The following is a 22463-nucleotide window of genomic DNA, read 5'->3' on the forward strand; positions in this document are numbered from 1 at the left end:
TCCTAACGTGGAGCGAATAATGAGATAAGTATCGCGGCAAGCAGAGTAAGTGCCGCTGCGCCCCACAGAACGCGTCCGCCTCCCCCCCGAGAAAGAACCGCGCCCGCCAGAATAACGAAGGTGACGAGCGATGATAGCGCCAGCAGCCACGACGTCGCTTCCAGCCGGTGCGTGGGCAGTAGGATCAGCGACGACAGCACGAACATCGCGATCGAAGCCACTTGCGCGATGATCCGCGGCCTGATGCGGCCAATTGCCACGAGTTGAATGCCGTAGGCGGCGGCCGTGAAGCGGAATATCACGAACACAGCGAAGCCGGGCCATAAAGAAAAGAGCGCGTCGTAGCTGTCACCGTAGAGCAGCCGTGAAACAAGCGGCCCAAGCATCGCAAAGCCGAGCCCTGCAAGGATAGCAATAACGGTGAACTCAAGCGTCAGACGGTTCCGGGATGCCGAATAGGCCTCCTTTCGGTCGGCCGACACTGCTCCTGCCATGGCGGGGAGATAGACGGTCGATAAGACCACCGCGAAGGGCACGATCACCTGAACTAAGCGCGCGCCTGCCTGATAGATGCCCATCTCGTACGCCGCCAACGAGAGCCCGAGCACGAGAATGTCGATCTGACCGGAAACCGTCGTCAGTACGCTGTCAGCTGCATAGGCCGAGGCGCCGGACAGGGTTGTCCGCAGCTGAGTAGCCGATCGCCGCCACCGCGCGGGAGCGTCGATCCAGCCGCGCAGCGCGATCATCACCACGAGCAGATAGCCGATCCGGGTGGCCGCGAAGGCGGCTGCGCTTGCCAGCACGTCCAGGGTCAGCGCGGCTACGCCGCCGACCACCAGCATCCAGAAGACGCTGGCGGCGACCACCAGCTTGGCCTCTATATCGAAGCGCTGCTGCGCGCGCACTCCTACGAGCGCGAGGTCCGCGAAGGATGCCGCAAGCGCGCCGGCGAACACCAGCGCGTAGACCGAAGTATCGAAAGGCGACAGGACCGCGGCGAAGAGCGCCGCGCATAGCGCGAACACCGACACCGACAGCAGCGTCTTGACCGCCAGCGCTTCGCCGACGATGCGCGCCGCCTCCTCGCGATCCGCGCTCGCGTTTCGCAGCGCATAGGTCGAGAGACCATAGTCGCTCGCAATGCCTGCGAAGGTGGCGTAGGCTATGGCGGTCGCGATCAGGCCGAACTGGACCGGCCCCAGATAGCGCGCGAGCAGGATGAAGGTGATTAGCCCTGCGCTCATCCGCGCGATCGTCGCAGCGAGCATGTAGAGCTTGCCGCGGTTCATGCCATTGCCGGCGGCAGCCGGGCTCGCGACGCCCGTCATCGAGCCGCGGTCGCGCGGCCGGCATGCTCGGCCATCTCGGCGGCGATACGCGGACTGAGATTCGCCCAGTCATACTCCGCCTCTACCCGCGTCCGGCCCCGCGCACCCATAGCACACGCCTTATCGGGCCGGTCGAGGAGCGCCGTCACAGCCCCCACAAACCCGTCCATGTCGTTGGGAGGCACGCGGCGGCCGGTGGCACCGTCGTCCACCAAACCGTTGTAAAATGGGAAATCCCAAACTACCGCCGGCAGGCGCATCGCCATCGCCTCCATGCACGTGCCCGGCAGACCCTCATAATAGGAAGCCGACGCATAGACGGTGGCGGCGTCGAGCCGGGCGGCGATCTGATCGAACGGGATCTTGCCGGTGAGCTCGACTCGGTCCCCTAGCCCACCCAATTCCGCGCGGACGTGGTCCTCATCTTCCCCATAGCCGACGATGCAGATGCGGATCCCGGGGCGCGCAGCCACTAGACGCCGAACGATTTCCACCATCGGCCGGCTGCCCTTCCGCTTCTCGATCCGTCCGGTGAAGATCACGTCGATCGTCTTCATCGGATCGATAGAGGGCGCGAACTGAGCGATGTCGACGCCATTGGGCAGTACCGCTACGGGCCCCTTGTAGCCATAACGCTCAATTTCCTGCCGCCCTTGCTCGGTCAGGCTGATAATCGCGGAGGCACGGGCGAATAAGGTGCGCTCAATCGCCTTCTTGATCGCGATCGACATGGCGCTCCAGTGACTCGTAAAGCGTCGCGGCGAATAAAATTGCCCGGACATGCCCAGATAGGTCGTGTGCGCCGTCACGATGATCGGCGCCAGCCGTTGCACCATCAGCGCCGGGATCAGCGGAGGTAGCTGGAGGTTGATCGCCTGCAGCTTGCCCGTCCGGGCGATCGCCTTGAGGCGACGGCGAACTGCGAGGGACCACTTCGCCTGCCCGCCCCGGTCGGCGGCCATTCCTAGATACTCGACCGTCACGTTGGGCGGTGCCGACACCGCCGGCCCCCGATCTCCCGCGAGGACCAGCAGCTCAGGCGCGTCCGGCGGGTAATTGGCTAGGAAGGACCGCAGATACCGCGCGATCCCGCCGACCCCCTCAAGCTGCGGATAGACGATCACAATCATCCCCGCCCCTCCAGCTCGCGGGCGAAGTCACGCGCGACACGATCCCAGTTGAGCTGCGCGATCACGCGCGCGCGTGCCGCGGCCCCCAGGGCCGCCCGCCGCTCCGGATTGTCGATCAGCCCGCGCATTGCCGCCAGCAGCGCAGGAGCGTCGTCGGGCGGCACTAACAGGCCCGTTTCGCCGTCCACCACCAGTTCCGGATTGCCACCCACCCGCGTCGCCACCACAGCGCTGCCGGATGCCATCCCCTCGATCACCGTCAGCGAACAGGGCTCATTCCAGATCGACGGCAACACGATTGCGTCCGCCCGTGCGTACAGATGCTTTAGTGTCCCGTGCGGCACGAAGCCGGTGAAAACGATCCGATCCCCCACCGCCGCCGCGCTCGCCGCCAGCCGCCGCTGATAGGCCGTCACCGCCGCCCCGTCAAAGAAGGACGACCCCGCGATCACTAACGTCGCCGCCGGATTGGATGCCGCCAGCGTGCGGAACGCCGCGATCAGGACATGCACTCCCTTCTGTTCAACCAGCCGGCCAGCATAGAAGATCACCCCCTTGCCGTGAAGCGTCTCCAGCAGCGCTGCCGCGCCCCCCGCATCGTCTGACCCGAGTGGTTTGAATGTGTCGGGGTCGGTGCCGTTGATGACCACCCCGAACCGCCCCTCATGCTTCGGAAAGGCGGCGACGGCCCGCTTGCGGATATAATCGCTGACGCAAATGATCCGGTCCGCCTTCGATAGCGCGCGCGCATAGAGCAAGCGTAATGGGCGCGAAATCAGATGGTCGTTGTGCATGTGGAGCACCAAACGCTGCCCGGCACGCTTTCGCACCATCGCGAGCAGGTTGGGCTCGTTCTGGATGCAGACGATGTCAAACCCGTCCAGCTGCCGCACCACCCGCCGACCATAGGACCAAACATTCTGGATCTTCAGCAACGGCCTGAGCGGGTTGCGTCCCCCGAGGCGGTCTCGCAAAGCCTTGGCGCGCTTCTCAGTCGTGGTCCAGGGTATCCCGACATAATGGACTCCCGGCTGGCCAGCGACGCCAGCAGGCCGCGAGAAGATCGTTATTTCGACGCCGTCACGAAGGTATCGTCGCACCACCTCCTCGACCCAATGCTCCACCGCCCCGCCGTGGACCGGCGGCATCGGCAGCAGTTCTGGCAGTACGATTGCTACTCGGGTCGTCATGCAGAGATCTCCTGCACCAACTCGCAATAGGATCTTGCAATCGCCGGCCAGGCTCGCCGAGCCAATGTCTCCGCCCGGTAGTTTGAAGCGTATTTCCGCCAGCTCTCCGGCGAGGTGCGAAAAAAGTCCTCGATGGCCTGACGCACGCTCTCCGCGCTTACAGGCAACTCGATCGTTGATGCTGGCATGCCTTCCGCCATCAGCGCACCAATCCCTCCCACTGGGGAAGCAATCAGCGGCCGTGCGTTCGAAGCCGCGAGCAATGCCACACCACTTTGTGAGAAAAATTCGCTGTACGGTAAAAGAAAGGCGTCACATTCCGCAATCAGTCGCTCTAGTGCTTCGTCCGGCACGTATCCGATCCGAAGATCAATTACTTCAGGATGGGCCCGTGCTAACGCTTCGCAGGCGCGCCAGTATCCTGGCTCCTCGTTATGCGGTTCTCCAGCTATTACCAGCGTTACTGGCGTTCCGCTGGCGGCGGCCGCAACCGTCGCCTCAATTGATTCTCGGATGCCTTTGTTACGCCGCAGAGCTCCGAAGACCAACAACCGCCCAGCCCCCGGTATCGGCGTCGGTTCGCCAAGGGGAAAAACGCCATGCTCGATCACTGTGATCCGAGTCTTAATTTTGGGGAACGTCTCGAGAATTTTTTCTCTACCGGGCTCGCTAAGTACTACGACTGCCTCCGCCAGCCGATAACAAGATTCATGCATTTTCAGTTCGAGCCATCGAAACATTTTGGGTAGGCGCCACGCGTGCGGAACGGGATCATGCGCCACGAAGATTATTCTTGCTCCAGTAATCCGAAGAAGTGCGAGAATCGGCACCGAGAAGATCAATGGATCTGGTATAGTCACCACAAAGATTCGGTGGCGCGCCCGCGCGAGCAGCAAAGCAGCCAGCCCGCCAACCACCCGAGCAAGCGACCAAATTATCCGCACCAGCCTCGGCCCGTTGTCACGTCGCTCCCGCGGCGGGCGCATACGAGCAATGCCGGCACGCGGTATTTCAAACCGCGCACTCTCAGCGCGAGGGGCCACGAAGGTTACTTCTGCCCCAACGTCTCCCATGCCCGCCACCAGTTCCTGCGCAAACAGCCCTGCGCCCGACGACAGCCATGCCCGAGTGAACACGCACAAACGAGGATGGCGTGGGACCTTCACCTTAGTCACCCTCGCGCTTGACGGAGGTTAGGTGTTCGCAGGGTCAGGTCTGCAACGCGCCAGTAGCTGTACAATAGCGAAATCATCTCTGAATTCTCGAACTCTTTTGGCACCGAGTAAGTCCTACCCACGTACCAATGCGCATGCCTCGGCAGTGCTTATTTGATGGAACCCGCATCCTCGACGGTCTTGAGCAGTGCCAGCGTGTCCTCGCGAAAAGAGCTGCCGCCATAGCCGGGGCCGGCATGGAGGAACTTGGCGCCGATGCGTCCGTCCCTCCCGATTCCGCGCGCAACGTCCTGAACGTTTGCCCCGACCTCGTGCCCGAAATCGGCAAAGCACGCGCTCGATACCAGACCGACATAGTCCGAGCCGACCATCGCAATCTTCTTTTGATTCCTCGAGTGCCCTTGAGCCGCCGGTCACACTCGTGCGACCGGGGACGCGCGCATCGGTCACAACACACAAGTTGTCAATGGCTTACCCGTCGCCTTCGTTGCTCTCATGCAATTTCCGGATGGTAGCAACTCGACCGACTCCGTTGCCCTTGCAGTTTTGCCCAGCGTCGGTGGTGCATCTCGCCCGCCGCTGCGTACTCGACATATCGCGCGAGAACCGCGTGGCTGCGCCACCCGCCAGCCTGCATGATGCCGAGAGCGTCTACGCCCGCGACCAGCATGTCTTGCGCCGCTCCCACCCGCATCGAGTGTCCCGAGAGATGGCTGACTTGGTCGGGAGACAGACCCGCGCGCCGTGCGACGACCTTGATCCGGCGACGGATTGAAGAGGTATCGAGCGACGTGGGCGAGAGCGTGCCGGTGTGAAGACCGCGGAACAGTGGGCCCTGCGCTATCCCTGTGAGGTCGAGCCATCGCCGCAGGCGGGCTGCGCTCGCCGCCGAGAGGAATGCCACCCGCCCGTCACCGAACGGGTCGGACTTCGAACGCGGAACCACGAGACTGCCAAGGTCGGCAGAGACGTGCTCAACGTGGATGGCGGCGAGTTCGGCACTGCGGCACAGCGTGTCGTATCCCACGCTGAAGAGCGCGGCGTCCCGCGCACCCAACAGCGTGTCGGGACAGGCCGCCGCGATCCTCTCAAGCATCCCGGCGGTGAGACCAAGCGCCTGCCGCGGGCGACGCCGTTTCGCGCGCGTTGCCCGCCGCAACGCGAGGAACACGTCGCTGTGGCGCAGCGGCGAAGGCAGGTCCGAGATCCTGTGTGCGAACTGGATCGCGCACACCCGCCGCCTGATCGTGGCGATCGACTTCGAGTTTGTTTCCTCGTCAATAAAGCGGGCGACCGATGCGGGCGAGGCGGGCAGCCAGTTTTGGCCACTCCGAACGCACCAACTCATAAACACGAGGAGATCATTTCGGTAGCCACGAAGAGTGATCGGAGAATATGCTCCGTCGCAGCGAGCGAGTATCGCGTCGAGGTGACACAGACCTGCCGAACGACCAGACACGACGAGTTTTATGACGCAAAATACGACACAAGACAAGCTTTGATAAGCGCGGCGCAAATTCGGGCGTCACGCGCCCTGATCGGGATATCGGCGGCTGAGTTAGGCGTCAGAGCGGGCCTGCCTTTGCGGACGATCCAGCGATTTGAAACCGCTCAGGGCATTCCCCCGTCTCGAGGTGGCACGCTCGCCAAGGTAAAGACCGCGCTCGAGGTCGCGGGCATCGAGTTCATCGGTGATCCGCTCGCCTCGCCCGGTGTTCGCCTGCGCCGCCCCTAGCTCAGGACAGGTCCCGTAAGGTCTGACGCGCCTCGCGCATCAGTTGCGCCAGCTTCCGCCGCATCTCGATCATCTCGCGGGTATAGAGCCCGCTCTTGAGCGCGTTCTGATTACCCTTCGGCGCGCCCGACCCGGCCGCGCCCCCGTGCATGCGGCAGCGCCGCTTTCCGCTCACCGCGGGCGCGCGGCAAGGCGTACCGCCCCTGGTCTTCGCGCCGCAGCGCGGGCTGGCCCGCATCGGTTCGGTGTTGCGCGAATGGTCCGTCATGTCTGCCACGTCACAAACGCACCAAGACCAGCGCGATCACCTGCGGCGGCCTGCCGCCTGGCGCACGCGGGCCTGATCGCCCGAGGGTTCGATCGAACCGGCTCCCTCGTCGCCGAGCTGGCGGTTGCCGCCCGGTATCGTGTTGTCCTTGGCAAGGCTGACATCACCGACGATCGCCTGCCCGCCCGCCTCGACGGTGACGTGCTCGACGGTGATCTTCTGCTGTCCCTTGCCGCGATGCCTGTCGAGCGCGGCAAGCTGCCGCTCGTAGAGACTCATCAGCTTCGCCGCGTGCTTGAGGTTCTGGTCGCGTCCCTCGAACGTCTGCTGCTCCAACATGGCCCGTCGCATGCACTCCATCGCCGCGTTGTGCACCGACAGCATCTGCACCGCGAGCATCCCTTCGAGCTCGCTGCGCGGGGCGATGCTGCGTAGCGCGTCGTACGTCGCCTGCAGTTCGCGCTCCCTGGTCTCTTCGGGTTTCCGGGCCGGCTGCCACAAGGCTTCGAGCGCCTGGCTAATCGCCGTGATCTGGAACGCCTCGGACGTCGATCCAACCGCCTCGGCCACGCCTTCGGGGGTCACCTCGAACGTCTTGCCCTTCGGCGAGCCGGACGTTTTCTTCGGGTTCGCCTTTGCCGCTTTCGCCGACGTCACGTCTCGCGCTCCCATCCCCGGAAAAACAGGACCGTGATGATACTAGCGGCTCCCGGCTGCGCGGAAAAGGTGCTGAAATCCACTGTGCATGGGGTTGAATTGCATTTCTGCGTTTCCCCCCCTCCCCCCTTGCCCGATAACGCCACGTCGCGGGCATGATCGAGCGCCAAGTTCAAGTGCCCGTGGTTGATCTCGACCGCACGTCCGGCCAGAGACCCGGATCGCCGCCGCCCGCCCTACCGGGAGCTGCCTGAGAGGTGTGAGCATGGGCCCGCGATCGTGATGCTTCCACCTGGCTGATCTCTGCCACGCGATCCGCCCTAGGCAGCCAGCAAATCCCGCATCTCCCTGAGCAGCCGCCGTTTCTCCTCGATTGACAGGGTCGGAAGGCGTTCCTCGGCGCCGAGGCTCGCTTCGCCTAGCCCTTCTTCGCCGAAATACGCGGCAATTCCCGCAATCTGATGCAACAAGCCCGCGACTTCCTCGATCGAGCGCCCTTCCAGTTTCCCTTCGCGCAAAGCCTCGTCGATCGCGTTCAGGACCTGCTGCTTCCGCTCGCGATACATGGCCGCCAGCCGGCCGTTGACGAGAGGATCGTCCGTGCTGTCCTCGCTCTCGTCATTGCTTCGCAGGTGACATTCAAGCGCACTTCGCAGGTCCCTGAGCCGCACGGGCTTGGCAATATGCCCCTGCATGCCGGAGGCCAGGCACGCCTTGATGTCGTCGGCATAGGCGTTGGCAGTCAACGCCACGATGGGCAGGCTTTCGGGCGTGAATCCTACGCTGCGCAGGCGCCGCGTCGCTTCGAGTCCGTCGAGTTCCGGCATCTGGACGTCCATCAGGACCATATCAAAGTCCTGTCTCTGTCCCCGTGCCTCGATAACCTTGGACACTGCGTCGCGGCCATTGCTGGCCACTTCTCCCTCGAACCCGGCCTGGCGCAACATGCCGAGGGTCAGGGCCTGGTTGATGGGATTGTCATCCGCGACGAGAATCCGAGCCTGGCGGGGGATGCGCCGCGATGGACCTGCGGGGCTGACATGGTCCGCGGTCACCAGCGGCGGGGCGCATTGCTCCAGCGGCAGGTCGAGCAGGAAGGTCGTCCCCTCGCCTTCCTTGCTCTGCACGCTCAACGCCCCCCCCATCTTCTCGGCGAGTTGCCGACTGATCGGTAACCCCAGTCCGGTGCCGCCAAACCGGCGCGCGATGCTTGCATCGGCCTGGCTGAATTTCTCGAACACGAGCCCGACGCTTTGTTCGGGAATGCCGATGCCGGTGTCAGTCACTGCTATCTGCAACCGTCTGACCCCTGGGTTATCGACAGTGTTGGCCGCCACGCGGACCGAGCCGCGCTCGGTGAACTTCACGGCATTGCCGACGAGATTGAGCACGATCTGCCTCAGCCGCATCGCATCGGACAAAAGCCATTCCGGGACCGCCTCAGCGACGGCGAGATCGAGGTGGAGGCCCTTTTGCTGCGCCACGGGGCGCATGAGTTGAACGATCCCATCCAGCTTATTGCGCAGATCGACCGGTTCACTGATAATCGCCATCTGGCCAGACTCGATCTTCGCCAGATCCAGAAGATCGTTGAGCAGACGCAGCATGGCCCGGCCCGAGTCTGCGATCATTTCGATCTGTCCGCGGACTTCGTCCGATAGCTCGTTAGCCAGCGCCAGCTCGGTGAAACCAATGACGCCATTCATCGGTGTCCGGATTTCGTGGCTCATGTTGGCGAGAAACGCGGATTTGGCTTCCGCTGCCGCTTCCGCCTCCGCCTTTGCCTCGACCAGTTCTGCTTCGAGACGCTTCGTGCCGTCGACATTCCGCAATGAGGCGATGATACCGCATGGATCGCTCGTCGTAGGGTCGCGGAGCAAACCGCAGTTAGCCTCGAGCCAGTTGAATTCACCTGGCCGAACCAGACTTTCAGCGCGAAATGCGAGCCGTTCCTTGTCAGATTGACCCTCCCTCAAGCGTTGAAAGGCCTCCTTGACCGCGCGCTCTTCTTCTCGATGAAGCCTAGTGATCAGCTTGTGCCCAATCAGTCGTTCGTGCGGGACTTCGAACACATTGGTTGCTGACGGCGAGGCATATGTGCACCGGCCTGTCAGATCGAGACGCACAACCGCGTCGGTGGCATTGTCCGCGAGCAGGGCAAGCTGGGCCTCCCGGTCGGCGATCTGCTTGCGTGCGATGTGCCGTTCGGTGATGTCGCTTACTACCCCGATGAAAGAGGTGACGTTGCCGCGGCTGTCGACCTCGGGACCAAACACCACGTGTACCCAGACGACAGTGCCATCCGCACGCAGCCAGCGAAACTCGGCATCGCCGCTCTTCCCCGCCTCGACACATGCGGACCAGATATCAATGACCCGCTCCAGGTCGTCAGGGTGGAGGGCGCTAGCCCAGCCCTCGCCCTCCCACTCGTCATCCTTGAGGCCGGTGAGCGCTTTCCATCTCTCATTCACGTAGTTGCAGCTGCCGTCGGGGGTGGTTCGGAAGATGCCGGCAGGTGCCATGTCGGCGAGCGCAGCAAACCGCTTTTCGCTCTCGACCAGCAGCTCCATCGCCGCTCGCTGCTCGGTAATGTCGTGCGCGACACCAACGAATCCGCAGATGCGGCCATCGGGATCGAATTCGGCCGAGTTAACCGTCTCGCACCAGAAAGCGCGCCCTTCCGCGTCCCGAAAACGGAGGATGCGGTGACGGACATCACCGGGTTTGTGAAAGCCGGTAAACGCCGGATCGTCTTCGAACTCCTCGCCGCTCGCGAGAAGCCTCTTCCAGCCCGCCCCGAGAATCTCTTCACTCTCGAAACCGAATTGCTTGAGCCAGGCACTGTTGACGTAGGTGAGGTCACCTTCGGCGTCCGCCTGAAAGATACCGACCGGAGAGGCCTCGGCCAGCCGACGGAACCTCGCTTCGCTCGAGCTGAGTTCCCGCCTGATGACCGCCCGATTGGCAAGCGCAATAGCCACCGGGAGGCCGACCGACAGGCAGGCGGCCATGAAGGCCTGGAGCGTGATCAGGTCCACCCGCTCGGGACCCTCTACGGGCGCGAGCGGACCCTGGTCCCGGGCGTAAGCAATCGCGGCGGCCGCGGAGAAGACGGCTACCGCGAGCGCCGTGCCAGACCTGCCGGTAGTAAACGCGGCGAGCAAGATCACCGGCAGCGCGAGAAACAGGAAGGGGTAGGAACGCTGCCCGAAGATCAGGACAACCGCCACTAATAGGCTTAAGCCCAACAACGCCTTGTTCGAAATGCTAATGACCGGTTCGGAAGGGTGACTGCCAAATCCACGCAACGCCAGCACCATGGCGGTGAAGACTGGGATGGCCATGCAATGCCCGACAAGCCAGGTCGCGAATGCATCGAGATAGCCGACAGACCCCTGAAAAGAGAGAATGGCAGACGCGAGGAAACCAGGAACGATCGGGCAAACCGCCCCCAAAAGAGCCAGGACGGCAAGGTCGCTTTGCTTTGCAAGCGGATCGCGATTCTTGAAAACGAGTTCGAGCGCTATCAGCACGATTGCCATCTCAAGGACGTTAGCCAGTGCCAGGCCCAGAGCCACGACTGGCATAGCGACAGCTGCCAGGTTGGCCACCGTTCCAGAAAGAACGCAGGCCAGAAGGCATGAGACGACGAACGTGCGAGGTTTGCCGAACAACAAGCCGATGACGATCGCATTCGCGATCCACAATCCGGCTAGCTGGCCATCATTAAGGGAGGCGATGTTCAGCAGATAAGCGCAAAGCGCAAATATAACCGCTGTTGCGAGGGCGGCGGACAGGTGCCCCCGATTGCCGTTCAAACCCGTTGCGATTTGGTTGCCTGCGACTCCCATCTCACGGGCTTGCGCCAGTCGTGGTCAATTATGTGTTCGCCCTGGGTTACGCATTATTGCGTGTCCGATTTTTGCGATACACAGGTACGATCTCATCATCCCGGCGCCCCGCCTGCCTGACAACAGTCATTATCAGACCTGTTGCTAGCAGTATCCGACATCCTCTTTGGGCCAGCCACCACTTCGATACCTGCACGGCCGAGAACGACTGCTCAGGCGGACACCAGCTGGAAGGTGATATGGTCGGTGTCGAAGCCGGCCGCGCCCGGGGTGGCCGTGATCGCACGTTCGCGGATACGGGGGCCGGTCGCGCGGCTCAGCACCGCCTCTCCCGATCCGTCGAGCACCACCTGGTCTCCCCCTGCGGTCAGAACTGCCCCCCGCAAACTACCGGGCGCATAGCGGACGACGAACCGATAGCCGCCGGGAGCGTTGCAATACTCGAGGAACTTGCCCAGCGAGACAGCGCTGCCCGAAATGGCATCCTCGACCACGCCGCGCTGCCTTACCTCGCAAAAGACCGGTACGCGCGCGCCGAGCGAGAATCCGGCATCGGCGCCCGAGACAGTGCTGACGGGCGCGGCAAGCAATCCCAAACCGGCCACGAGCGTGAAGTTGCGCATTGTCGATCACTCCTGGTCCTCGAGCGGACGCGATCAGGTGTGATCCTGCTACCTGCAAATGCTTGGAATTCGGTTAAACCGGGCGCACGCTATCGTGCCGTGACCGAGATCGATATGAGGTCAGAGTACCTCCCCGCTGGCCGGTCGGATACATCGCCGATGACGAAGTGAATCGGCAGCGCGGCCCGGGTAAGACCGTCGTCGGAGGGCCCCGAAACCCGACCGGTGCCCGACAGGTTCAACTTCGTGCCACCGATGGCTATCGAGTACGGCACCTTCCATCCGCTCGAACCGAGCCGCAGGTTGCCGCCATTGAGCGAGGTCACGTCGAGGTCATAGCGGCCCGTGCTGTTGACCCGCAGCTGCAGCGGGACGGGGGCAGGCCCTTTCCGAAGCTCTCCAAGGCTGACGAGCGCGTGACCGTCGCTTATCCTGTAGGCGCCGGCGAGGCCGATGCGGGCAGATGGCAGCACCTCGAGTCCGAGCAAGACCGGCGTACCGCCGAGCACACGAAGGCTTGCGTCCTGTGCCTCCAGCGTGACATTCTGGGTGAAGGTACCTGACCGCGAGACGTCGGCCTCGGTTGCCACCAGCTTGTACATGACGGTGTGCGATCCGCTGGCACCGAGCACGATCTGGCGTCGGTCGCCGCTGCTGACCGGGCGACCGTTGCGGGGGGTCACGTCCCGCGCGTCGCTGAGGTTGATGAGCGAGTATCCGATCGTCCTTCCCACGCCCGAAGACATCCCGATCGGCGGATCATCGAGCTGGAAAACCGGGGTAAACCGGCATTCCTGCGCGCCATCGTTGGTAAAGGTGACGCTGAACGTGCTTTCCGGCAGCGTGCTTTCGTATGGGTCGTATCCGCGGATGATCCAAGCGGCCGGCGTGGCGTTGACCCGCACCCGGCAGTCGCTCGGGGCAGCGCCCGCCGACTGTCCCAGGACCGGAACCCCGACAAGGCACGTGGCTAACGTCACCGTGCGGATTATCTGGCGCATGATCGGGTGTCCTCTCATTTGTTCCTGCCCGCGCTCACTGCGCCGAGATCGACCAGGCCGTCGCTGTCCGCAGGCACCTTGAATTCGAAGCTCCGCTCGACGGTTCCACCGGGGCCGTATGTTTCCACCAGATAGCGACGGCCAGGCAAGAGCGATGAGATCGCAAAACGTCCGACCGTATTGGTGAAGAACGGTACCGGCTGCGGATTCTCGCCTTCTTGGACGTCCAACAGCGTCACGCGGCCACCGATCAGCGATACCGGCTTTCCTCCGCGGAGCAGCACCCCCATCGTGCTGACGAACGCGTCCGTGCCCACGCGAACTGCAAAGCCGCTGCGGTAGGGGGGCCGCACCCGCACGACACCGGGCCCGATGTCGTAGCCCGTCGGTGGGTTCTCGACGTCGTACTGGACGGACTGGGTGACGTACGAACTCAAGGAGTTGTTGACCGCCGCCCCGAGCGCGCCGCTCTTGCCGATATAGTTGTTCTGGGCGAGCGAGGCACCCGCGGCGACGCTGCGGTCGCCCAGCGTCGTGTGAGGATAGACCAGCGCGAAACTGTCGTTGATCCGCCGGCCGAACCCGACGACACCATCCGCAAACGCCAGGGTCGTGCCGACCCGCACCGATGTCGCATTCAGTGCACCCAGGTCCGAGAAGTTCTCACCGACCGCAGCGTGACTCGCCGACGCATCGAACCGGTTCCCTGAATAGCTGGCGAAGCCTTGGGCCTGCACGGTGCCGCTGCGGTGGTTGAGCACCCCGCCGAACCCAACGCTGTCGAGTTCGTTCAAGCCGCTTTGCACGTACGACAGCTCAGCGAAGTTGTCGCGGGACTCGTAGCGCGCTTCCGCCCGGCGGCGGTAACTCGGTTGGAACACCACGCCAATGTTGGCGCTAAACCCGCGGCCGGTCGGGAGAGGGGTCGCGAACCCCGCATAGTCGACGCCGCCGCGGATCGCCCACCGATCGGTCAGGCGGTAGAACGCTGTCGCCCCGATGCGATACGTGTCTCCCGACTGGCGACGGTTCTTGATCAACGATCCGCTCACCGTCGTGAGGAAACGCTGGCTGAATTGCCGGGTGTACTGCGCGGTTACGGCGAGCGACGTGGAGTTGAAACCTTCCGGATTGCCGAGATTGGCGTACTCACGCGAGATATGCTCCGCGCGGATCGAGAAGTTGTCCGCGAGGCCGCCCCGGTCGAAGAACTGGTCATAGCCCAGGCCAATGGTATACCCGAGCCTGGCCACTGTCGAATTGCTTATCCCGCCGTCGAGCAGCAAGCGACCCCCGGTCGGGAGAACGAACTGGGTCTGACCCGTAACGGTCTGGACGTCCTCGCTCAGTTGCAGCCCGATGCCGATCGCCGGGCGGTCGAAAAACGCCTTGCGGAAAAACCCGGTGAACACGATCGGCCCGCGATAATCGGGAGAGCTGCCCAGTCGCTCGCTCGACGGCCCCAAGTACGCGCTGTACTCGTAGTCACCGGGATCGAGATCGATCGGATCAAGGTACTGCGAGTACGACAGGTTCTGAATTCCACCAGTATCGTCCTGCACCTGCACGCGCACGTCGTTGCTTCCCGCCAGAAGCGGCAGGGAGCTGAAATCGTACCGCCCGGGCTGCAGGCGCAACTCGCGATACAGGCTCCCGTTGCGAAGGAAGCGCACAGTTGACTCGCGCTGCAGGACAAGTTGACGGTTGCCCTGCAGCACAGCGGCTCGGAACACGTTGAAGCGGCGCTGCTGACGAGCGACCCCGATCCCGCCCATCTGCACGAACGACTGCTGACCCCGGATCTCGGGATCGAGGTCGCCTGCGAACCACCGGCGATAGTCGTGAGGCTGGTCGTACACCAGGCGGGCGTAATTGCGGGCGAAGCGATAAGACGGACGGACACGGCCAAAATCTTCGCGCAGCGCGGCGTCCGCCTCGAAGACGATGGGCCCGAGGCGGATTGCCCCGTCGAGGTTGACCGTCGGAGCGGGCTGATCGTCCCTGCTCCAGACGTAGGTGTGGGAGGCGTTGAGGTTGAGATAGCCCGAGACGCGCGCCGGGCTGAGGCTGGTGTCGTCAAGGTCGTCCCGCGGGGGTGCGAACAGATCCTCTACCGCGCGTTGCTCAGGCGACACCTCGACCACGACCACGGCGAGTGACGCCGGGTCGTAGGTCAGCTCAACCCCTGTTTCCTCGAGATCTTCGGGACCGAATGAGGCGATCGGCTTCAACCGCGCGCTGAGAGAAATGTGGGCTTCCTCGTTGAGCACTTTTCTCATCAGGCGGAGGAAAGTCTCGGTCTCGAGCATGAAGCGATCATCGGCCGTCAGACGCATGGGGATGTCCCCGAGTGATCGGCTGAGAAACGTAAGCGGCACCGTCATGTCGATGTCCCGCTCATATGGATTGATATCGGGGCGGCCGTGTGCACCGATCGGGACCTGCACAAACACTGGCGGATCGCTCTGCACCGGCTCGAGGGGAGCAGGGAGCGGCACGGACACTGGTCCGCTCGGCGCCGGTGCTGGCGTGGCAGGGGTTGCCTGCTCAGGCGGCGATGGCCGCAGCGGCACCGTGACTTGCGCGTGGGCGGCCGGGCCGATGATCAAGGGGACTATCGCTGTCGAGGACAGCAGAAGCGTTCTCACCGAAAGAACGACAGCTTAATCGGCTGGGTCCCGAACCCCATGACCGGGAGCCGGAAGGTCCGCTGTCCGAGCGCCGGTACATAGCCGGTACCCAGGTGGCGGTTGAGCTCTTCCGCACTGACATCGATCCGGAGCGGCTTTCCGTTCGGGTCGGTGCCTTCAAAACGCCAGTTGAATTCTGACATCATGGCATGGCGGCGGCCCGTGTTTGCTAACGTCACCGCCAAGCCCGGAACGGATCTGGGGGGCGTTTCTGTTTCCGCAGCCGAGGGCGGAGTATAGGTAATAGGTTCGACCGAAGTGGCCTGGACGTTGGGCGCAGCGCCAGGTGGTGCGACGACCACTAACGCGCGCATGTTGTAAACGACCTGCACCTGTGCCGCGACCGAATCTTCGGTTCCGGGTGCGAATGCCACCGGGAGCTGGTTCACCGAAACATAAAAGGCCTCGGACGCGGCAAGATCGGCCGCGCCGACCCACTGCAGCCGAACGACCTGGCGGCCACCGGGCGCAAGCGCGCCCTGCGGCGGAAAGATGAGGAACTGGTCATCCGCCGGTACTTCGATGATGTTGCCATCGGCGTCGAGCGTCATGCGATAGACTCTCGTCTCGAACGCGAGGTTTCCGCGGTTGATATTCTGGACTTCGAGACGCGCGACCGCCGTGCTCCCGCGCGATTCCATTTCGATCACCATGGGCGAGACGCGCATTGCATATGCCGCTCCTGCCGCGGTCATCAGCGCGAGCGCAGCGATGATCGCGCACCAGCGCTGTCGCAGCATCACCAGTATCGTCATGCGTCCCGTCCACTCAAAAATCTTGACCTGCCATACAGAGGTGAAAAAAGGGGAAAGCCCGCGCTCCCCCCCTTCTTCCATCGATACCGGATTCAGTCCTACAGCGCGCGCAGGGTCACCGTGGTGGTGCCGGTGTAGGTACCGGCGACCAGGCCACGATCGGTGATCGCGGGCGCGTTGAACTTGATGTCCATGGTCGAGCGCCATGCACCCTGCTGCACGCTGCCGGCGTTGGCGGTGGTGGGCACGGTGAAGGTCTGGGGCGTGCCCGAGGCAATCGAGTTCACGCCGACGCCGGTCCAGCTGGCCTGGACCGAGTAGGGAATGTTCGCCTGGAACTCGTCGGTGTCGTAACCACCTGGGTTGGCGTTGACCATGCCGCGGATGTCGTTCTTGCTGATCTCGACCGAGTTGTTGGTATTGCAGCCCGCGGTCAGCGTCTGGACGTCGGCAGAGGCCGGACCGGCCATCTCGAACGCGGCGTTCACGTTCTCGTTGTTGCCGGTGCGGATGCCAATCGTGCCAAAGTCGATCGTGCGCGCGCCGGTGGTGTTACCGGCGTAGAACGAGCAATCCTTGCTCACAGTGCCGGTCAGCGTGAAGCTATTCTCGACCGTCGGCGTCGCCGCGGTCGTGTCGTCGGCCGCGGTCGTGCGGGCGGTGTAACGCGTACCGAGAGCCACGGTCGGATTATTGCCCTGCGCCAGTATCGCTTCAGCGGCAGCCACTTCACCGGCGTTAGTGGCATTGATCGAAGTCGCGCTGCCGTTGATCGGCGCCGAGCTCGCGTACTCGTTGATGTTGGTCGTCTGGTGAGTCTGGGCATGCACGGTGGTGCCCACGAGAGCGGAAGCAGCCGCGCTCACGTAAAGAAGGGTCTTCATAGCAATTCATCCTTAATGTGGAAATACAGATGGGAGCTCGGCCTGCACCACCGAGGACCGCGACCCAGCGGTGCGTGCATTTCAAGCGTATCAACCGGCAGTCCGAGAGACCCGGACTGCCGGTCCTCGAAGTCCTACAGCGCGCGCAGGGTCACCGTGGTGGTGCCGGTGTAGGTACCGGCGACCAGGCCACGATCGGTGATCGCGGGCGCGTTGAACTTGATGTCCATGGTCGAGCGCCATGCACCCTGCTGCACGCTGCCGGCGTTGGCGGTGGTGGGCACGGTGAAGGTCTGGGGCGTGCCCGAGGCAATCGAGTTCACGCCGACGCCGGTCCAGCTGGCCTGGACCGAGTAGGGAATGTTCGCCTGGAACTCGTCGGTGTCGTAACCACTTGGGTTGGCGTTGACCATGCCGCGGATGTCGTTCTTGCTGATCTCGACCGAGTTGTTGGTATTGCAGCCCGCGGTCAGCGTCTGGACGTCGGCAGAGGCCGGACCGGCCATCTCGAACGCGGCGTTCACGTTCTCGTTGTTGCCGGTGCGGATGCCAATCGTGCCAAAGTCGATCGTGCGCGCGCCGGTGGTGTTACCGGCGTAGAACGAGCAATCCTTGCTCACAGTGCCGGTCAGCGTGAAGCTATTCTCGACCGTCGGCGTCGCCGTGGTCGTGTCGTTGGCGGCCGAACCGGTGATGGTGAACTGGGTCTCGACCACATTCGTGGTCGTGGTGGTCGTGACAGGCGTGTTCACGCAAGCCGGATTGCCCGGACAACCGTTCGTCGTGAAGCCGCCCGAAGACGAGTTTGTATTTGTGGGTCGCTGCGACACGATCGTCGTGGTTGTTGTAGTGACCGGCGTCACGACTTGCTCGTTGACTGGGTTTACAATGCTGTGCGTTTGCGCCTGGACGACGCCACCCAGCGACACCATTGCGGTGGTGACCAGAGCGGCCTTGATAATCATCTTCATGCCACGATCCTTCAAGAGTCGCCCGTACTGGGACGGGTGACAGGGTTGCTCGCACCGCTTGCTCTCAACCCCGAAGCGGCAGCGGTGCCTGCCGACCGGTTTACCGTGCCAGACCCGCCACGCGGGATGGTCCGGCCGCAGGCGGAGCGTTGCTCCACCGGCGAATGTCAGCTCGGCGTCACCGTGATGGTGATCGTCTCCGAGTAATTTCCTGCCAACAGACCGGCTTCGCTCGAAGGCGTGCCGAGCTCGATCGACAGGGTCATTCCGTCCGTTGCGATGCCGCCGTTGCTGGACAGGGTGCCGCCCCCCCGCAGCTGGCGACTGTCGAACGTGCGGCTCAGCATTTCGACCGACGGATGCCGCACCGGCACCGACACGCCCAGCGAATAGGGCAACGAGCCCGAGTAGGGCCCTTGCCCGAGAGGCATGGCAGTGTTGGTCAGCGCGCCGGTAGTGCCGACGATGTTCATGGTGAATGGGATGTTGCAGTCTAACGTGACCAAGGCCTTCGCGCGTAACCCGGGCCGGCTGAGATCGCCGAAGTCCATATTCCCGATGCTGCCCATCGCGCAGCGTTGCGCGATCGTGCCATCGATCGCGATATGGACCGTGCGAACGTTGTTGATCTCTTCAGCCGAAGCAGGGACAGCAAAGGCTGCCGCAATCAGCATCGCGAACAAAAATCGCATCCCCCACCTTTCCAAACAACCAAACCGCTTACCGCCCTTGAGCCGCAAGATGCAGCGGGCTTTCCGGCGGGGCTAAATGCCCCGTCAGCTACGGTTTCCATGGATTTCCCGGCCTTTGCGACTCGTCGGTCTCGGGATGAACATTACTTAAGAGTTAACGGGTTTCTCGAACAGTAATCGAAAGTTAGGGAAGGTCGGTTTGGGCGTTCGGTGTCCCGCCGAGAGACAGTCAGGTTCAAACTGGAGCGGAGAGGAAACGCTGCGAACCCATGAATTTTGTCGATCCGCCTCAAGAGTTCGTCTCGACTGCTAATTTGCTCCCTCACGATCAAATGGATGCCTTGACAACCGAGAGGAGGGAAGGAGTGCTTGGAGTAACCTCCCGTTATCGCAGAACGGCCTTGGGTCTTTAATGATCGAAACGATAATTTGGCAGGATGAGCGGGGCTACGTCCATCGAGATTCAGATTGGACGACGATCCCATGCGCGCGTCCGCGTGGGCTTGCCAGCACAACTGATAACAGCCAGCCGGGTCCAACTTGCCGTGATAGAGGATCTGTCAGTATCCGGTGCTCAGGTCACTCTATCTAAGCCGCACCCGTTCGAGACGGCTACCCTGCAGTGGCTCGATTACAATCGACCCGTTGAGTTGGTGTGGCAGCCGAGCAAATCGGGCGGCGTAAGATTCTTAGCCGATATTCCAATGGAGTGGGTTGATGCGACCCGCGATGCAGCGCCGACGGCACTAGAGGCGCCCCCACTTTTCCAGGTGGTTTCCTGGTCGAAGGATTCGGGGAGGATTATTCCTGTTTCAGCTGGGTGAAGACGCGCTCCGTTTCCCGCAGGGTAATGGGAGGCGTCTGGAAGAGAATGAAGTTGACCGGCTGGACGTATCGGACGGTGATTTCCACCGTGTCGAGCCCCTCCCACATTGCTCGCACCAGCACGCCGCCTCGACGAGCATAGTCGCTGGTCAACGGGGCGATCAACGACATGACCTCAGGGACTAAGTCCGAAGCGAACCAAGACCCGGTTATCTGCTTGCGCGCCTCCTGCGGAACGCCCCAGGTCCAGGCCGACGGAAATCGGCCTCTCCCCGAAGATCCGCCGTTCAAATCCGACCGTGAAGCGGTGAAGCAGATACCCGCCAACCGATTCGAACCGCGCCTCTCCGCGCAGGATTGTGTTCAAGGAGGGGGCATGGCGGAAACCCAACCCAAGCTGGTAACCGCAAGTTAGTGCCGACGAATCCTGCGCGATGTCCTGGCACAGCACGCCTGGGCTCACGTCGAGGCGCGTGGCGTCGCGGCCGTCCGCTGGCTGTCCGAACACATGAGCGAGATGCACTGGCAGGCTCAGCCGCGTAATGTCCACTGTGCCAACGTCGAACAGAATCCCCGACCGGCTTTCCCCACCGGCACTGGCTTCGAGTTTGCTCGACCCGAGCCGCTCCACAGCGCGCGACAGGATGGCGTCCGTTGTAATCGAGGTGGCACCCACGATGATGTCACCCGAAAGAGCTGCGCCGTACAGGTGACGCTTCCCGGTCATCTCGCCATTCGCTGCGAAGCCATCATCAGCGAGTTCGAACGAATACCAGGCGCGGCCCCACCCGGCGAACGCGGCAAACCGCAAGGCATCGGCCAGGTAGGTGCGTCCATAGACGTTCAATTGCAGGCTTTGATCGCTCACTTTGCTATCGTCGAACGCTGCGAGGTCTCCTTTAGCGGCGGTACCCACGAGAGCTGCCCCGAGTACGGTACGCTCCCCGGCCCGTCGTTCGAACCGGGCAGATGCCAGGCCGCGATTGGCCCAGTTCCCGTCGACACGGGTGAAGGCCAGACCGCCATCGATGAACACGCGGGTCCGGCTTTCACATGACGAGAGATCGCGGGAGATGCCAACCCCGGCTTGCTGCTGCCGTTCGTCCGCCTGGACGCCGCCCGATAGAAGCTTGCGATCGCCCGCGCTTGCACAGGTGTCATCCAAACCAATCAGGTCTTCGTTGAACGCCAGCATGGTCGACAGGCTCGAGAACGCGTGGTTCCGGAGATCGCGTCGCAGGCTCCCGCCGATTTCGTCCAGTTTCTGCTGGATCTCGTCGACATTCACCACGGTCACCGTGATGGTCTGGCTCGAAGTGTTGCCGTGCTGGTCGCGGGCCTGCACCACCAGCGTGTACACGTTGTTGCGATCACTGTCTGTCGGCGACTCGAAGTCGGGCGCAGCGACGAAGGTCACGATGCCCGTCGGAGTGATCGCGAACTGGGCGCGGTCGTCCCCGCCGACGATCGACCACGTCACAGGCACGTTTGCTCCTAGCTGCGTCACTTCGGTCGAACCCTCGTTAACGGTAACGGAGGAGGTGGCTGCACCGGCGCTGCCGCTCGGACCCGTTATGGCCGGCGGCGTGTCGGCGATATCGGTCACGGTCACGGTCACTGTCTGCCGGGTCCGGTTTCCATTCGCATCGGTGGCCTCAATCACCAGCACGTAGGTGTTGCTTTGGGTGCTGTCGGCCGGGCGCTCAAAATCCGGGGGCGAAGTGAACGATAAGGCACCTGTCGGACTGATGGCAAACAGCGCCCGGTCGTTGCCGCCCACAATGGCCCAGTTGGAGATCGGGACGTTCGCCGAAAGGGTCGCGACCAAGGTGCTGCCCTCGGGGACGCTGATCGATGCCTCGGGTCCGGTCGAGCCCCCGGGTCCGAGGAGAACGGGCGGACTGTCTGGAAGGTCGAGCACGGTCACCGTGATCGTCTGGCTCGAGGTGTTGCCGTTGCCGTCGGTCGCGCGGACCGTGACGATGTAGGTGTTGTTGGTGTCGGCGTCGGTCGGCACCTCGAAGTCGGGCGCCGTGTTGAACGTGATCACCCCCGACGGGCTCACCGAGAACTGGCCCCCGTCGGCACCCCCCGTGATCGCCCAGGTCACCGCCTTGTCGGCGGTCAGCGTGGTCACCGCGGTCTGGTTCTCGTTCACCGAGATCGCCGAGGCGGTCGCCCCCGCACCGCCCGACGGACCGGTGATCACCGGCGCCGCGTCGTCGAGGTCGGTCACCGCCAGGGTCACGTCCGCGGCCGCCGACCAGTTGCCCGCCGCGTCGCGCGCCTCGACCCCGTGGACGAAGCTGTTCGGAGCGGTCTCGAAGTCGTTGCTCGGCGCCCCCGCCGCGGCCCCCGCCGCGGTCAGCGTGATCACCCCCGCACTCGAGATCGCGTAGTAGCCGTCCGCGCTCGTCGCCGTCCCGGTCGCCGCAAAGCGGAACCCGGTCACGCCGACCGCGTCGCTCGCCGCCACCGTCCCCAGCACCGCGCCCGCGGACTGGTTCTCGGCATAGGCGAAGCTCTGCCCCGCGGCCACCACCGGCGCGGTGTCGTCGAGGTCGAGCACGGTCACCGTGATCGTCTGGCTCGAGGTGTTGCCGTTGCCGTCGGTCGCGCGGACCGTGACGATGTAGGTGTTGTTGGTGTCGGCGTCGGTCGGCACCTCGAAGTCGGGCGCCGTGT

At 63.4% G+C, this 22463-nt stretch carries 18 protein-coding genes and 1 pseudogene; 1 reads left to right on the forward strand and 18 read right to left on the reverse strand.

All coding sequences use genetic code 11. The features are described from left to right. Positions 1 to 2: 2 nt before the first annotated feature. The 16 genes and pseudogenes from ACPV3N_RS11725 to ACPV3N_RS11800 form a co-directional block, all read right to left on the reverse strand. A complete protein-coding gene (locus tag ACPV3N_RS11725; RefSeq protein ID WP_440117970.1) occupies positions 3 to 1331 on the reverse strand; it encodes an oligosaccharide flippase family protein in 1329 nt (442 codons plus the stop codon). Then, a complete protein-coding gene (locus ACPV3N_RS11730) occupies positions 1328 to 2461 on the reverse strand; it encodes a glycosyltransferase family 4 protein (protein ID WP_440117972.1) in 1134 nt (377 codons plus the stop codon). Before ACPV3N_RS11730 ends, ACPV3N_RS11725 begins: the two co-directional genes overlap by 4 nt. Then, positions 2458 to 3651, reverse strand: a complete 1194-nt coding sequence (locus tag ACPV3N_RS11735; protein WP_440117974.1) for a glycosyltransferase family 4 protein — start codon at positions 3649 to 3651, stop codon at positions 2458 to 2460. The genes ACPV3N_RS11730 and ACPV3N_RS11735 overlap by 4 nt, the downstream gene beginning before the upstream one ends. Next, the gene (locus ACPV3N_RS11740) at positions 3648 to 4817 is read right to left on the reverse strand and encodes a glycosyltransferase family 4 protein (RefSeq protein ID WP_440117976.1); all 1170 of its coding nucleotides are present in this window, start codon (positions 4815 to 4817) and stop codon (positions 3648 to 3650) included. The genes ACPV3N_RS11735 and ACPV3N_RS11740 overlap by 4 nt, the downstream gene beginning before the upstream one ends. 167 nt (positions 4818 to 4984) lie before the next feature. Continuing rightward, positions 4985 to 5152, reverse strand: a pseudogene (locus ACPV3N_RS11745) (UDP-glucose 6-dehydrogenase); the annotation flags it as partial. A gap of 167 nt (positions 5153 to 5319) precedes the next feature. Beyond that, positions 5320 to 6285, reverse strand: coding sequence for a tyrosine-type recombinase/integrase (locus ACPV3N_RS11750; protein ID WP_440117978.1), 966 nt, complete (start codon positions 6283 to 6285; stop codon positions 5320 to 5322). Between the two features lie 277 nt (positions 6286 to 6562). Continuing rightward, positions 6563 to 6829: an HGGxSTG domain-containing protein gene (locus ACPV3N_RS11755; RefSeq protein ID WP_440117980.1), complete on the reverse strand. Its 267-nt coding sequence runs from the start codon at positions 6827 to 6829 to the stop codon at positions 6563 to 6565. A 36-nt stretch (positions 6830 to 6865) separates the two neighbouring features. Then, positions 6866 to 7486: a hypothetical protein gene (locus ACPV3N_RS11760; RefSeq protein ID WP_440117982.1), complete on the reverse strand. Its 621-nt coding sequence runs from the start codon at positions 7484 to 7486 to the stop codon at positions 6866 to 6868. 320 nt (positions 7487 to 7806) lie between these two features. Continuing rightward, positions 7807 to 11337: a PAS domain S-box protein gene (locus ACPV3N_RS11765; protein WP_440117984.1), complete on the reverse strand. Its 3531-nt coding sequence runs from the start codon at positions 11335 to 11337 to the stop codon at positions 7807 to 7809. 212 nt (positions 11338 to 11549) lie between these two features. Further along, positions 11550 to 11960, reverse strand: a complete 411-nt coding sequence (locus ACPV3N_RS11770) for a hypothetical protein (protein WP_440117986.1) — start codon at positions 11958 to 11960, stop codon at positions 11550 to 11552. An 89-nt stretch (positions 11961 to 12049) separates the two neighbouring features. Further along, on the reverse strand, positions 12050 to 12961 hold the full coding sequence (locus tag ACPV3N_RS11775; RefSeq protein ID WP_440117988.1) for a hypothetical protein: 912 nt from the start codon (positions 12959 to 12961) through the stop codon (positions 12050 to 12052). A 14-nt stretch (positions 12962 to 12975) separates the two neighbouring features. Continuing rightward, complete coding sequence (locus tag ACPV3N_RS11780) at positions 12976 to 15459, reverse strand: fimbria/pilus outer membrane usher protein (protein ID WP_440117990.1); 2484 nt, start codon at positions 15457 to 15459, stop codon at positions 12976 to 12978. Between the two features lie 146 nt (positions 15460 to 15605). After that, positions 15606 to 16487 carry a fimbrial biogenesis chaperone gene (locus tag ACPV3N_RS11785; protein WP_440117992.1) on the reverse strand — a complete coding sequence of 294 codons (882 nt, stop codon included), beginning with the start codon at positions 16485 to 16487 and terminating at the stop codon, positions 15606 to 15608. A 17-nt stretch (positions 16488 to 16504) separates the two neighbouring features. Beyond that, positions 16505 to 17290: a hypothetical protein gene (locus tag ACPV3N_RS11790; protein ID WP_440117994.1), complete on the reverse strand. Its 786-nt coding sequence runs from the start codon at positions 17288 to 17290 to the stop codon at positions 16505 to 16507. A 134-nt stretch (positions 17291 to 17424) separates the two neighbouring features. Then, on the reverse strand, positions 17425 to 18261 hold the full coding sequence (locus ACPV3N_RS11795; protein WP_440117996.1) for a hypothetical protein: 837 nt from the start codon (positions 18259 to 18261) through the stop codon (positions 17425 to 17427). Positions 18262 to 18428: 167 nt separating this feature from the next. Beyond that, a complete protein-coding gene (locus ACPV3N_RS11800) occupies positions 18429 to 18953 on the reverse strand; it encodes a hypothetical protein (protein WP_440117998.1) in 525 nt (174 codons plus the stop codon). Between the two features lie 437 nt (positions 18954 to 19390). On the opposite strand from ACPV3N_RS11800, the gene ACPV3N_RS11805 reads away from it, so the two are divergent. Then, complete coding sequence (locus tag ACPV3N_RS11805) at positions 19391 to 19777, forward strand: PilZ domain-containing protein (protein WP_440118000.1); 387 nt, start codon at positions 19391 to 19393, stop codon at positions 19775 to 19777. Here ACPV3N_RS11805 and ACPV3N_RS11810 read toward each other — a convergent pair. Then, positions 19755 to 19895 (reverse strand): hypothetical protein, encoded by a 141-nt coding sequence (locus ACPV3N_RS11810; RefSeq protein ID WP_440118002.1) that lies wholly within the window; start codon positions 19893 to 19895, stop codon positions 19755 to 19757. The genes ACPV3N_RS11805 and ACPV3N_RS11810 overlap by 23 nt on opposite strands. 58 nt (positions 19896 to 19953) lie before the next feature. Beyond that, positions 19954 to 22463, reverse strand: a 2510-nt coding sequence (locus ACPV3N_RS11815) for an Ig-like domain-containing protein (RefSeq protein ID WP_440118004.1), incomplete at its 5' end; no start/stop codon positions are given.

Origin of the sequence: Tsuneonella sediminis (genome assembly GCF_051912845.1) — a bacterium.
Lineage (GTDB): Bacteria > Pseudomonadota > Alphaproteobacteria > Sphingomonadales > Sphingomonadaceae > Tsuneonella > Tsuneonella sediminis.